12 protein-coding genes are annotated in these 12,321 nt (G+C 68.3%); 6 read left to right on the forward strand and 6 right to left on the reverse strand.

The features are described from left to right. Nucleotides 1-72: 72 nt before the first annotated feature. Nucleotides 73-792, reverse strand: coding sequence for a DUF3159 domain-containing protein (locus tag L324_RS33395; RefSeq protein ID WP_081736547.1), 720 nt, complete (start codon nt 790-792; stop codon nt 73-75). 273 nt (nt 793-1,065) lie between these two features. Between L324_RS33395 and L324_RS33400 the strand changes: the two genes are divergently transcribed. The 6 genes from L324_RS33400 (at nt 1,066) to L324_RS33425 (ending at nt 5,509) form a co-directional block, all read left to right on the forward strand. Beyond that, complete coding sequence (locus L324_RS33400; protein ID WP_037318124.1) at nt 1,066-1,914, forward strand: SGNH/GDSL hydrolase family protein; 849 nt, start codon at nt 1,066-1,068, stop codon at nt 1,912-1,914. Between the two features lie 153 nt (nt 1,915-2,067). After that, the gene (locus L324_RS33405) at nt 2,068-2,790 is read left to right on the forward strand and encodes an OmpA family protein (protein WP_235783718.1); all 723 of its coding nucleotides are present in this window, start codon (nt 2,068-2,070) and stop codon (nt 2,788-2,790) included. A gap of 7 nt (nt 2,791-2,797) precedes the next feature. Next, nucleotides 2,798-3,247 carry a hypothetical protein gene (locus L324_RS33410; protein ID WP_037318128.1) on the forward strand — a complete coding sequence of 150 codons (450 nt, stop codon included), beginning with the start codon at nt 2,798-2,800 and terminating at the stop codon, nt 3,245-3,247. A 92-nt stretch (nt 3,248-3,339) separates the two neighbouring features. Then, nucleotides 3,340-3,816, forward strand: coding sequence for a DUF6932 family protein (locus tag L324_RS33415; RefSeq protein ID WP_037318130.1), 477 nt, complete (start codon nt 3,340-3,342; stop codon nt 3,814-3,816). Further along, a complete protein-coding gene (locus tag L324_RS33420) occupies nt 3,813-4,697 on the forward strand; it encodes a hypothetical protein (RefSeq protein ID WP_037318132.1) in 885 nt (294 codons plus the stop codon). The genes L324_RS33415 and L324_RS33420 overlap by 4 nt, the downstream gene beginning before the upstream one ends. Before the next feature lie 161 nt (nt 4,698-4,858). Further along, nucleotides 4,859-5,509 carry a hypothetical protein gene (locus tag L324_RS33425; protein WP_037318134.1) on the forward strand — a complete coding sequence of 217 codons (651 nt, stop codon included), beginning with the start codon at nt 4,859-4,861 and terminating at the stop codon, nt 5,507-5,509. 306 nt (nt 5,510-5,815) lie between these two features. Here L324_RS33425 and L324_RS33430 read toward each other — a convergent pair whose 3' ends face one another. The 5 genes from L324_RS33430 to ectA form a co-directional block, all read right to left on the reverse strand. Beyond that, entirely contained in the window at nt 5,816-8,611 is a 2,796-nt protein-coding gene (locus L324_RS33430) for an AfsR/SARP family transcriptional regulator (protein ID WP_037318136.1), read from the reverse strand. Nucleotides 8,612-8,989: 378 nt separating this feature from the next. Continuing rightward, on the reverse strand, nt 8,990-9,889 hold the full coding sequence (gene thpD / locus L324_RS33435; protein WP_037318138.1) for an ectoine hydroxylase: 900 nt from the start codon (nt 9,887-9,889) through the stop codon (nt 8,990-8,992). Nucleotides 9,890-9,912: 23 nt separating this feature from the next. Continuing rightward, nucleotides 9,913-10,302, reverse strand: a complete 390-nt coding sequence (locus L324_RS33440; protein WP_007033454.1) for an ectoine synthase — start codon at nt 10,300-10,302, stop codon at nt 9,913-9,915. Nucleotides 10,303-10,336: 34 nt separating this feature from the next. Beyond that, nucleotides 10,337-11,587: a diaminobutyrate--2-oxoglutarate transaminase gene (gene ectB / locus L324_RS33445; protein WP_037318139.1), complete on the reverse strand. Its 1,251-nt coding sequence runs from the start codon at nt 11,585-11,587 to the stop codon at nt 10,337-10,339. Between the two features lie 38 nt (nt 11,588-11,625). After that, entirely contained in the window at nt 11,626-12,117 is a 492-nt protein-coding gene (gene ectA / locus L324_RS33450) for a diaminobutyrate acetyltransferase (RefSeq protein ID WP_037318141.1), read from the reverse strand. Nucleotides 12,118-12,321: the final 204 nt, after the last annotated feature.

Here is a 12,321-nt window from a genome sequence, read left to right on the forward strand (position 1 = left end):
TCGACTCCGGGCCCGTACTCCGGGTACCGTAGGACCCGGCCCCCGGACCCTCCCCCCTCGCCGGGGGCCGCCTTATGTCCTGGGCAGGCCGTCCGCCCCGGATCCGGAGGGGTTCTTGCCCGCCGCGTCCGCGTCGCCGCCGCTTTCCACGGCCTCGTCTTCCACGACCCGCAGACCGGGATGTTCCGGCGGCAGCGTGCGGTACAGCACCCAGCCGCTCACCGCGACCGTCACCGCGACCAGCGGCCAGGACAGCACCGTCCGCGCGATGCCGAGCGCGACCACCTGCCCGCTCCACCACAACGAGCCGTACACGGTCACTCGCAGCGCGTACTGCAGGAAGACCCACACCCAGCTCGCCCGCGAATACGCGCGCAGCAGCGCGGGATCACGGCGCCAGCGGGTCTTCTGCCCGATGACGAGCCCGACCACGACACCGAGCAGCGGCCACCGGATCACGATGCTGGCCGCCCACAGCAGCGCGCTGGCCACATTGGACAGCAGCTGGATGAGGAAGAAATCTTCGGCGCGGCCGGTGTGCAGGGCGATCAGCGCGGCGGCGATCACCGCGGCGAGACTCACCACGACCGCGCGCGCCTTGTCACCACGCACGACCCGGTAGGCACCGAGCAGGACGGCGACGCCGATGGCCGCCCCGGCGCCCCAGGCGATCGACTGGCCGGCGATCAGCCAGCCGACGACGAAGGCCGCCGGCGGGATGCTCGCGTCGAGGGCGCCACGCCGCCCGCCGAGGATCTGGGCGAGCGACTCGCGCGGGGGTCGTGAGGTCACCCTTACAGCCTGCCGGATCGCGGAGGCCGAACACCCAGGTGGGGAGATGTTCGCCACATTACCTGTCCGTTTTACGCCCACTTGAGGTGAATCTCGGCAGCCCAGGAGTGTACATCCCAGTAATGGAGATGCATGGACGTCCGACAAAATAAGAGACTGTGTCAACGGGCTGAACCATGGGTTTCGGTCAGATGGGATTGCAGGGGCGCTCTCAGCTGTTAGTTGTGGTGTACAAGTACCAACCGGGGGCACACGGACGGAAGGGGACCAAACGTGTACGGATTCGACAGCTACGTGGCGATCGGTGACAGCTTCACCGAAGGACTCAACGATGACCTGCCCGACGGCACCTTCCGTGGCTGGGCGGACAGGCTCGCGGAGATCCTGGCCGAAGGCAGGCCCGACTTCCAGTACGCGAACCTGGCCCTCCGCGGGAAGATGCTCGACGAGATCCTCGAAGAGCAGCTCCCGATCGCCCTCGAGGTGAAACCCGACCTGGTCACCCTGTGCGCGGGCGGCAACGACATCATCGTGCCCGGCGCGGACGTGGACGCCGTCGCCGCGCGGCTGGAGGCGGGGGTCGCCAAGCTGCGCGAGGCCGGGATCCCGGTGCTCATGTTCAACGGGCCGGACACCAAGTACCTGTCGGTGATGCACGTCCTGCGCGGCAAGGTCGGCATCTACAACGCGCATCTGTGGGCGATCGCCGCCCGCCACGGCGCGAAGATGGTCGACATGTGGGCGATGGACCCGCTGCACGACCGTCGCGCCTGGAGCGACGACAGGCTGCACTTCACCCCCGAGGCCCACCGGCGGATCGCGCTGCGCGCGGCCGAGGTCATCGGCGTCCCGGTCGCCGACGACTGGCGCGAGCCGTGGCCGGCGTCCGAGGAGCCGAGTACCTGGATCACCTCGCGCCGCTCCGACCTCGAATGGACGAAGGCGCATCTGCTGCCGTGGATCCGGCGTCAGCTCAAGGGCGAGTCGATGGGCGACGGCCTGTCCCCGAAGCGTCCCGCGCTCGCTCCGCTGCTCCCGCTGGAGCAGATCGACCCGGCGGCCGTCGCCCTCCCGGCCGACCCGCTGCGCGCGGCGCGGGAGATTCACCACCACGCGAGCTGAAGGGCCCTTTCCCCGCATCTCACGCAGTGAAGGGCGCTTTCCCCGCATCGCATGCGGGGAAAGCGCCCTTCAGCTCTCCTGGCGCTGAGCCCGATAGGGGCGATCGGTGTCACTCGGTTCGCTAACCGGCCGGACGCGGCTTACAGTCCCTTCATGCCCGGTACACGCTGGAGCCGCTTGCTGCCTACAGCGCTGCTGGTCACGCTCGCCTTGACGGCGATTTCCGTCTGGTCGGCCTCGGACGACATCGAGGCCGAGCTGACAGCGCGCGCGAAGGACGCCCTCGCCGACGTCGGTGTCTCCGGCGGCCAGGTGAGCTTCTCCGGCCGCGACGCGAACCTCAGCGGTTTCCCGCCGGACAAGGCCGCACAGGCGATCGACGCCATCCAGCGGATCGACGGCGTCCGCACGGTCGAGATCTCCGGCGACACCGCCCCGCCCGCCGGTCCGGTGACGACCAGCGGCGAGCCGTCGAACCCGCCGCCCGCTCCGCCGAGCACGCCGCCCAGCCCGAGCCCGACGTCGGCCAAGCCGACCGACAAGGCCGGTTTCCAGGCCGAGATCGACCGTCTGCTGACGGCCACGCCGATCACCTTCGAACCCGACACCACCGAACTGACCGCGGACGGCGAACGCGGTGCGCTGGAGATCGCGAAGCTGCTCACGGACGCGCCCGCCGACCTGAGGTTCCGGATCACCGGGCAGGTGGCGTCCGGTTCGGACAAGAAGCTGTCGCTGAACCGCGCGAAAACGGTGGAACGGCTGCTGGAACGCAACGGGGTCAAACGCGACCAGGCGTACTCCACCCAACGCAAGACCTCCGACGGCGCGAGTGGCGAGGGCCGCCGCGTCGACATCACGGCCGAACAGAGGTGATGGCTGAATGCTCTGGCTCTTCGGGCAGATCTGGCTCTGGCTGCTCATCTCCTTCGCCCTCGGCTGCGGCGTCACCTGGCTGATGATGCGCGGCGACCGGCGCGAGCAGGCGGCCCACGAGCCGGAGGTCCGCGAGCCGGAACGCGCCGTCCCGGTCTACGCCGAACCCCGACCCGAGCCCGAGCCCTTGCCGCTGGCGGCCGAGCAGACGCAGTTCCTCCCGCCCGCGCGGGTCCACGACGACGACGAGCCGTACGACCAGGAGCCGGAAGGTCACCGCGAGGGTCAGCTGACCCCGGAACCGGTCCGGCCGGCGCGGGTCTACCACGCGGACGAGCCGGAACCGGCCGTCCGGAACGGCGACCACGGCCGCGAACCCGAGCCGGTCTGGCCGAGTGACGAAGACTGGCCACCCGGCGGCCGCGCGTCGGAGCACCGGCCGGGGCAGGGCGGCTGACACCCGCCTGGTAAATTCGGCTACGCACTGTGAGCGTGAAGCCGGGTAAGTTTCGTCGATCGGGAGCCCCGGCACACGAAGGAGGCTCCGATTTGGCGCTCCCCTATTGGACGCCGCACAACCTGCTGCCTCCGGGCCGCCATCCCGCCGATCTCGCCGACGTCTACGAGCGGCTGGTGTTCGACGCACCGCATCAGAACGACCGCGAAATCCTGTTCAGCGCGCTGAACAGCTACCTGGGTGTCGCCCGGCGGATCATGCCGACCGGCCGCGCGTGGATCGGCGGCGATCTGACCGCCAGGACCGCGCACGCACCGCGGAGTCTCGACGTGGTGCTGGTCCCGGACGAATGGGGCGCGCTCAAACGGCTCGACGGGGCTGGCCGCTCGGCGCTGTACGGCCTGCTGACGCTGCAGGGGGTCATCGTCGGCCAGCCCGCCATGTACCTCGACCAGGTCCAGCCCGTCGGCGGCATGCTCGACGGCTTCCTCTGCCGCCCCGGCGACGAGGAGATCTGGGAGGAAGTATGGGCAGCGGATGGCAGGGGTATTCCGGAAGTGATCTGGTGAGGAACGAATTCCGGCGTATCGCCGACGAGATCCCCGGCGGCACCTGGCTCGACGACCTCGCCCGCGCGTCGGCGATGGCCGCGTACGCGAAGTTCGAGCGGACGTCCCGTTCCCCGCTGCTCCGCGTGTCCGTGATCGGCGAGTCGCATCTCGACGCGTACACCTTCTCCGACATCAGCCGCGCGCTGCAGGACGCGACGGCGAAGATCGGGCACATCATCCGTAACCCGTCGGGCGAGGTGACCATCGTCCAGCCCGCGGACCGCGAGAAGGCGCCGCTGATCCAGCGCGGCCAGGCGGGCAACGCGATCTTCTTCGGCTTCCCCGAACCGGCGCTCGACGACGCGCTCATCCACGACGGGATCGAGTCGCTGTCCGAACGCGCGGTCAAGGAACTGTGCGACTTCCTGCCCGCCAACGGTTCCGACGACGGCGCGCTGGACGCGGTGCTGCTGCAGCGCGACACCGTCCGCAACGCGGTCAGCGACATCGTCAACGCGGTCAGCAAACACGCCGGGATCGGCATGGCGCTGACCCCGACCGCGGGCGACGAACTGACCCGCAGCATGACCACCGAACAGGCCAGGATCCTCTCCGGGAGCCTGCGCGAGTCGCGGGAGGCCGTCGGCTACGAGACGGTCAGCGGCAGGCTGGACGGCGTCCGTACCCGGCGCCGGATCTTCTATCTCGAACGCGAATCGGGCGGCACGATCCAGGGCGCGGTCGCGCCGGATCTGCTCGACGAGATCAAGGAGAACCTGGACCGGCCGGTGACCGCGCGACTGCGCGTCGTGCGCACCACGACCATCGACGGCCGCCGCGGCCGCCCGGTGCACGAACTGCTCGAGATCACCCCGGAAGTCAGCCTGTTCGATCAGTGATCGGGTTTCCGATATTCGGCGATGCCACAATTCTCGTCAGAAAATATCGATAACCGCATGATCATCGTTGAATGATGACTTTTTCCGGCAGGTAACAATTTCGGCCATTGCCCCGAACGATGGGTTAACGTCTTCGGACGGAAGCCTCCGAAAGGGCATGTATGCCGACCGATCCACCACTCCCGCACCCGCCGGCCACCCGCTACGGCCCGGGGTTCGCCACCCAGGGAACCCGGCACCGGAAGCCCAAGAACGGCCTGGTCATCGCCGGTTTCCTGGTCGGACTGGCGGCGCTCGGTGTCGCCTTCGTCCCCCTCGCCGGGATCGCCGCCTGGCCGCTCGCCGTAATCGGGATAACCCTTTCCGTGATCGGTTTGGTCAAAATCAAGAAGGGTGAAGCGGACAAGAAGGGAATGGGGGTGGCGGGCCTCGCGCTTTCCATCGCCGGTCTGCTGGCCGCGGGCGGGTTACTGGTCTACACCAACTTCTTCGCTACCGGCGAGTCGGGACTGCACATCCCGGCGGTCTCCGGCGACAAGAACCGGGTCGAGTTCGTCGTCAGCGCGTCCGGCGGCGCGACCGTCCGGTACGGCTCGCTCAACGACCAGCGGACCGAGACGACGCCCGCCAGCACCGACGAATGGCGCGGCACGGCGTCCTTCAATTCGGGCGACTATCTGCTCACCGTCACCGCGGACACCCGGAACTCGTCGGTCAGCAACCAGATCGCCTGCTCGATCCTGGTCAACGGCCGGAAGGTCGCGGAGAACAAGGGCCAGACGATCGCGCTCTGCACCGCGAACACCGGCTGACACCCGCCCGGCCCGACGCCCGCCCAGCCCTCGCGTTTCGTCCTCTGGATGCGGTAGTTGCACGCGCAAGTACCGCATCCAGAGGACGAAACGCGGAGGAAGCCGCCTGGCGGCCGGCCGGTATCGCCCCCACCTCCACCGGCCGGACCGCCACGAGCCGCTCCTGGCGGCTCTTCGGGCGGACCCCGCCGGGGGTCCGCCCGGGCACCGATCCGTACCGCTGCCCCTCCCCTAGGGCTCGATCGGCGCCGAACCGGACCCTACGCGCGAGAGGGCCGAGGCCACTAAGAATCCGCTAAGGATCACTCACGGACCTTCGCCGAGGTCCGTGAGTTCTCCCCGGACCAGCCCGGCTAGCTTGGGATTGGCGTCGGAGAGGATTTTCAGCGCGAGCGCGAACTGCTCGCGGGCACCGTCCACATCCGACCCGGCCCGCAGCACCCTGCCCAGCGTCAGCCGCAGTACGCCCTCCTGGAGGACGAACCGCCTGCTGATCGTCAGATCGACGGCCTCCCACACGTACCGCTCGGCGGCGGCGAGTTCGCCGATCCGCATGCTCAGTTCGGCCAGGTTGTTCAGCGAGACGACGACGTAACTTTCATCGCCGAGGGTCCGGTCGATCTCCAGCGAGGCGACCTGGTGCCCGATCGCCTCGATGAACCGCCCGGCCCGCTTTTCGGCCTCCGCGCAGTTGTTGAGCGCCTGCCCGCGCAGTTCGAGGTCGCCGGTCCGGTCGGTCTCCTCGACCGCCTGCCGCAACGTCGCGATGGCGTCGTCGTGCCGTCCCAGCAGGGTCAGCGCGGAGCCGAGGTGGATGTTCGCCGAGACCATCAACCGGTTGTCACCGATCGCCCTGGCGAGTTCCAGCGCGCGTTCGGCGTCGGCGAGGCAGCCCTGAGGCAGTTCGAAGGTGAGCGCGATGGCGCACCGCGAGATCAGCATCCAGCAGCGGCCGAGGACGTCACCGGACCGCTCGGCGGCCTCCAGGCCGATCTCGACCAGCCGCGTCCACTCGTCCAGCAGCGGATAGACCGCGCGATAGGTGTGCGCGACCCTGGCCAGCCGCCACACATCGCCATGGCGGCCGGCCGCGCGGGCGGCTTCGAGAACCTCCAGCAGGTTCCCCCATTCCGCGGCGAACCAGTCCTGTGCTTCGTCGAAGGAGTTCAGCGGCGGCATCCGCGCGTCGGCGAGCAGGCCGGTGAAATCGAGCGGGTCGACGATCCGGAGCATCTTCCGCCGGGCCCGGTCGGCGACGGCCTGGTAGTACCGCACGGAACGCGTCAGCACGTCGTCACGGTCGGCCTCGTCGAGTTCGTTCTCCGCCAGCTCGCGGAGATAGAGCCGGACGAGGTCGTGCGAGACGAAGGCGTCGCGACCGGTCTCGGCGAGCAGGTTGTGCGCGGCGAGCACCCGCAGATGCCGCCGCGCCTCGGCCACGGTGATCCCGCCGATGGCGGCCGTGAGATGCGAACCGGCCGAGACGCACTGGACCACGCCGAGCCGCAGGAAGGTGTCCGCGACTTCGGCGGGCAGCCCGCGGAACGACACGTCGAACGCCGCGCGGATCCCGTCTTCCGGGCCCTCGACGTCGAGCGCGGCGAGCCTGGTCCGTTCGTTGCCGAGTTCGTCGACCAGATCCTGCGCGGACCACTGCGCGCTGGCGGCGAGCCGGGCGCCCGCGATCCGCAGCGCGAGCGGGAGATAGCCGCAGAGCCGGGCGAGCGCGTGGTTGAGGTCGAATCCGGCAGGCCCGGCCAGCTCCTCGATCAGCCGGACGGCGTCACCGGGCGCGAGCGTGCCGAGGACGCGCAGTTTGGCGGCGTTGGACACGGCGAGCCCGTCGAGCCGGGAGCGGCTGGTCACCAGGGCCATCGACCGCGAACCCGGCGGCAGCAGTGGCCGCACCTGCTCGGCGGTACGGGCGTTGTCGATGATCACCAGCATGCGGCGCCCGGCGATCATCGAGCGGTAGAGCGCGACGCGTTCGTGGACCTGGTCGGGGATGCCCTCGGCCGGGACACCGAGACCGAGCAGGAACTGGGTGAGCAGTTCGGCGGGTTCCAGCGGCGGGTGGTGCGGGTCGAAACCGCGCAGTGAGGCGAAGAGGATGCCGTCGGGGAAGCGGCGGGCGGCGCGATGCGCCCACCACACCACCAGGCTGCTCTTGCCGATCCCGGCGGTCCCGCTGACCACGCCGACGGCCGTCTCGCCGGCTTCGGCGCGGTCGGCCAGTTCGTCGAGCCAGTCGAGATCGGCTTCGCGTCCGGCGAGGTTCGGCACGGCGGGCGGCAGCTGCTGCACCGGCGTCACGGACTGCTCGGGTTTCGGCTCCGTGACGACCTTGTCCGGCAGGTCGTCGTTGAGCACCCGCTCGTGCAGCCAGCGCAGCTCCGCGCCGGGCTCGACGCCGAGAGTGCGCAGGGTCGCCCGCGAGACCGTGCGGTACAGCTCGAGCGCGTCACCGCGACGACCGGCGTGGTACAGCGCGCGCATCAGCTGCCCGGCCGTGCGTTCGGCCAGCGGACCGGCCCGGACCAGCGGGCTGAGTTCGACGATCAGTTCCGCGTGCCTGCCGAGTTCGAGATCCGCGTCGACCCGGGCGCCGTGGACGGCGAGGCGCAGATCCTCCAGTTCGGGCGCGCGGACCGAACCCGGCACGCCGGCGAGCGCGGGGCCCTGCCAGAGCGCGAGGGCCTCGGCGAGCAGTTCGGACGCCTTCTCCGGATCCTCGGCGGAGGCCCGCTCCAGCAGCGACCGGGCGCGGTGGACGTCGATCCGGCCGGGGTCGACGGTGAGCTGGTAGCCAGGCGGCGCGGTGAGGATCTGGGCACCGAGCGGATGGTCGCCCTGGATGTCGCGGAGTACGCGCCGCAGGTGGGAGACGTTGCCGTGGACGATCGTGCGGGCGGTGGCGGGCGGGTCGTGGCCCCACAGCGCGTCGATGATCTCGTCGAGCGCGACGACCTTGTTGACCTTCAGCGCCAGTAGGGCGAGCAGACCGCGGACACCGGGACCGCCGACGGGGACCGGCCGCTCGCCGTCGAGGAGCCGCACGGGACCGAGGAGCTGGAACCGAGCGGGGGAGCCGCTTTCGCCCATGACAAGCCCCCTCCCCCGATCTCTCCCCTTACCGGAGTAGCCAACCTACCTCGCGAAGAGAAATCTCGTGAGTGGTAAAGACGGTTAGAACCGTCTTTACCACTCACGAGACCAAAAAGGCTCCGTGCCCATCAGTCCCGATCTGATGGGGCACGGAGCCGGGGGATGTCCGATTTGGGCCGCCTGGGGGCGCGACCCACACCGGACATCGGCGTCCACGTCCGTCCGGGTGGGCTCACCCCGAGCGAAGAACCCGTACGGCCGTCGACAACACCTACGTGAGCGAGCCCACTGGCCCCCTCACGTGGCGACAACGTAACAGGGCGCACACCAAGAGCTACAAGCGCCCCGTCATGGCCTTCGCTACCTGCGGTTCCGTCAGCGCGTCAGCGGGGTCGAGTCGCGGCCCGCGATGAACGCCGGACGCGGTTCGATCGCGGCGAACGGTTCCCGCAGGGCGTTCTCGACGCTGTTGAAAACGACGAAGATGTTCGAGCGCGGGTACGGCGTGATGTTGTTCGACGAACCGTGCATCACATTCGAATCGAACCAGAGCGCCGAACCGGCCTGCCCGGTGAATTGGTCGATTCCGTATTCCGCGGCGAGTTTGGTGATGTCATCCTCACTGGGAACGCCGACGCGCTGCTCTTTCAGTGAACTCTTGTAGTTGTCTTCGGGGGTTTCCCCGGCGCATTGGACGAAGGTCCGCTGCGATCCCGGCATCACCATCAGCCCGCCGTTGAACGGGTAGTTGTCGGTGAGCGCGATCGAGCAGCTGACCGCCCGGGGCGCGGGCATGCCGTCCTCGGCGTGCCAGGTCTCGAAGTCCGAATGCCAGTAGAACCCGGTGCCCTTGAAGCCGGGCATGTAGTTCACGCGGCTCTGGTGGATGTAGACCTCGGAGCCGAGGATCTGCCGGGCCCGGTCGAGCACACGGGGGTCGCGGACGAGTTCCGCGATCAGCTCGCTGGTCTCGTGGACATCGAAGATGGAGCGGACCTCACCGGTCTTGGCCTCGGTGATGACGCGCTCGTCGTCGCGATGGTCCCCCGACGACAGGCGGACGAGTTCCTGCCAGTACGTCTGGACCTCGCCAGGCGACAACAGCTGGTCGACGACGGTGTAGCCGCGGGCGTCGTGGTTGGCGAGGGTCGCCGCGTCGATCGGGCCGTCGGCTTCGGTACCCCAGACGGTGGGGTGGGTGCGGGGCAGATGTTCGGGCTTACCCGTGATGCGGGTCGGGTAGCTGTCGTCGACTCGGGTATCGGTCAGCGTCAATGCAGTCGCCTCCTCGAGCGATCTCAGGGTTCGGTGACGAGCGGGTACACGCCGTTTTCGTCGTGGACCTCACGGCCGGTGATGGGCGGGTTGAACACGCAGACGCACTTGATCTCGGTCTTCGGCCGGACCTGGTGCTTGTCGTGGTCGTTCAGCAGGTACAGGGTGCCCGGTTTCAGCTGGAACACCTCGCCTGTCGCGGTGTTCTCGAGCTCGCCTTCACCGGAGGTGATGAAGACCGCCTCGATGTGGTTCGCGTACCAGAAGTCGTTGACCGTCCCGGCGTAGAGCGTGGTCTCGTGCACCGAGAAACCGACGCCCTCCTTGGCCAGCACGATGCGCTTGCTGCGCCAGTTCGGGGTCTTGATGTCGGCGTCGGTGTCGGTGACCTCGTCGAGTGTTCTGACAAGCAAAGGAAAACTCCTTCTTTCTTCCTGGTACGGACAGTCAGTTCAGGACGGTGGCGATGGCCTCGTCGATGATCGACAGGCCCTTCGTGAGTTCGTCGTCGGTCAAGGTCAGCGGCGGCAGCAGCTTCATGACCTCGCCGTCGGGGCCGGAGGTCTCCATCAGCAGCCCGCGCTCGAACGCGGCGGCGCAGACCTTGCCCGCGAGGTCGCCGTTGGCGAACTCGAGACCCCGGGCCAGACCGCGGCCCTTCGCGAGCAGGTTCGCGTCCGGGTACGCCTCGACGATGCCCTGGAACGCGGCGGCGATGCGCTCGCCCTTGGCCTTGGTCGACTTCTCCAGCTCGTCGTCGTTCCAGTAGACGCGCAGCGCCTCGGTCGCGGTGACGAACGCCGGGCTGATGCCGCGGAAGGTGCCGTTGTGCTCACCGGGCTCCCAGACGTCGAGGTCGGGGCGGATCAGCGTCAGCGCCATCGGGATGCCGTAGCCGCCGATGGACTTCGACAGGCAGACGATGTCGGGTTTGATGCCGGCGTCCTCGAAGCTGAAGAACGGCCCGGTGCGACCACAGCCCATCTGGACGTCGTCGAGGATCAGCAGGATGCCGTGCTTCTTGCACAGGTCGTCGAGGGCCTTGAGCCACTCGATGCGCGCGGCGTTGATGCCGCCCTCGCCCTGCACGCCTTCGACGATCACGGCGGCGGGCTCGTTCAGGCCGCTGCCGGAGTCGCCGAGCAGCTTCTCGAAGTAGAGGAAGTCCGGGATGGAGCCGTCGAAGTAGTTGTCGTACGGCATCGGGGTGGCGTGCACCAGCGGGACGCCCGCGCCACCGCGCTTCATCGAGTTACCGGTCACCGACAGGGCGCCCAGCGTCATCCCGTGGAAGGCGTTGGTGAAGTTGATGACGGCTTCCTTGCCGGTCACCTTGCGCGCGAGCTTCAGCGCGGCCTCGACCGCGTTCGCGCCACCGGGGCCGGGGAAGACGACCTTGTAGTCCAGATCGCGCGGCGCGAGGATCTTCTCCTTGAACGTCTGGAGGAAGTCCCGCTTGGCCACGGTGAACATGTCGAGCGCGTGCGTGACGCCGTCGCGCGCGATGTAGTCGATCAGGGCCCGCTTGAGCGCCGGATTGTTGTGCCCGTAGTTCAACGCGCCGGCCCCGGCGAAGAAGTCGAGGTAGGCCTTGCCGTCTTCGTCGTACAGGTAGCTTCCCTGCGCCCTGTCGAACACCACGGGCCAGCCACGGCTGTAACTGCGTACTTCGGATTCGAGTTCCTCGAAAATGCTCATGACGTTTTCTTTCTCCCTGGGATCCCCGGTTTTACGTTCTATCGACTGCTGAGCGGACCGATTCGGTACAGATCCTCTTGCTCATGCGTTCCGTCCTCGGCCGGGAAATCCGTCGCGGAGAACAGATCCCGGCGTTCCAAGTCGGTGTCCCACCGCTTGGCGAACGAGGCGAACAACCGGATCGAAGCCTCGTTGTCCGGAGTGATCGTGGTCTCGAGGTACCGGACGCCCTGGGCGACCAGCCGGTCGAACAGCTCGTCGAGCAACGCCCCGGCCAGCCCTTTTCCCCGCTGGGACGCGTCGACGGCCACCTGCCAGACGAACCCGGTGTCCTGCTTCCGATATCCGAGTACGAAGCCGACGGGGGTACCGTCGACTTTGGCCACCACCGAGGTGTCGGCGAAATCCCGGCACCACAGCAAATAGGCGTAGGACGAGTTGAGATCGAGCTTCTTCGAATCGCGGGCGATTCTCCAGAGCGCGGCACCATCCGCCTTGGTCGGAGATTCGATCAAGTGCTTTCCGGACATGTCCAAGAAACGTACCGGAGGATTCGGGCGAGGTCAGATCAGCGCGCTGACGACAGCGCGGCTACCTGCAACAACCCCGAAACACACGTGACAAAGGTAACGGTAACGTTTGAAGCGCAGCACTTGTGGGTAAGGCCGCTTCGATGCGGTCTCACTGCACGTGACGATACCAACCGTCACCATCCCGTCGCAGGGTCAGCGCGC

It is taken from the genome of Amycolatopsis orientalis DSM 40040 = KCTC 9412 (assembly GCF_000478275.1).
Classification (GTDB): domain Bacteria; phylum Actinomycetota; class Actinomycetes; order Mycobacteriales; family Pseudonocardiaceae; genus Amycolatopsis; species Amycolatopsis orientalis.

Bases quoted from the DNA above. Each gene is read 5' to 3' on its own strand.
- L324_RS33405 (WP_235783718.1), top strand. From the start codon at position 2,068: ATGCCCGGTACACGCTGGAGCCGCTTGCTGCCTACAGCGCTGCTGGTC.
- L324_RS33410 (WP_037318128.1), top strand. From the start codon at position 2,798: ATGCTCTGGCTCTTCGGGCAGATCTGGCTCTGGCTGCTCATCTCCTTC.
- L324_RS33425 (WP_037318134.1), top strand. From the start codon at position 4,859: ATGCCGACCGATCCACCACTCCCGCACCCGCCGGCCACCCGCTACGGC.
- L324_RS33430 (WP_037318136.1), bottom strand. From the start codon at position 8,611: ATGGGCGAAAGCGGCTCCCCCGCTCGGTTCCAGCTCCTCGGTCCCGTG.
- ectB (WP_037318139.1), bottom strand. From the start codon at position 11,587: ATGAGCATTTTCGAGGAACTCGAATCCGAAGTACGCAGTTACAGCCGT.
- ectA (WP_037318141.1), bottom strand. From the start codon at position 12,117: ATGTCCGGAAAGCACTTGATCGAATCTCCGACCAAGGCGGATGGTGCC.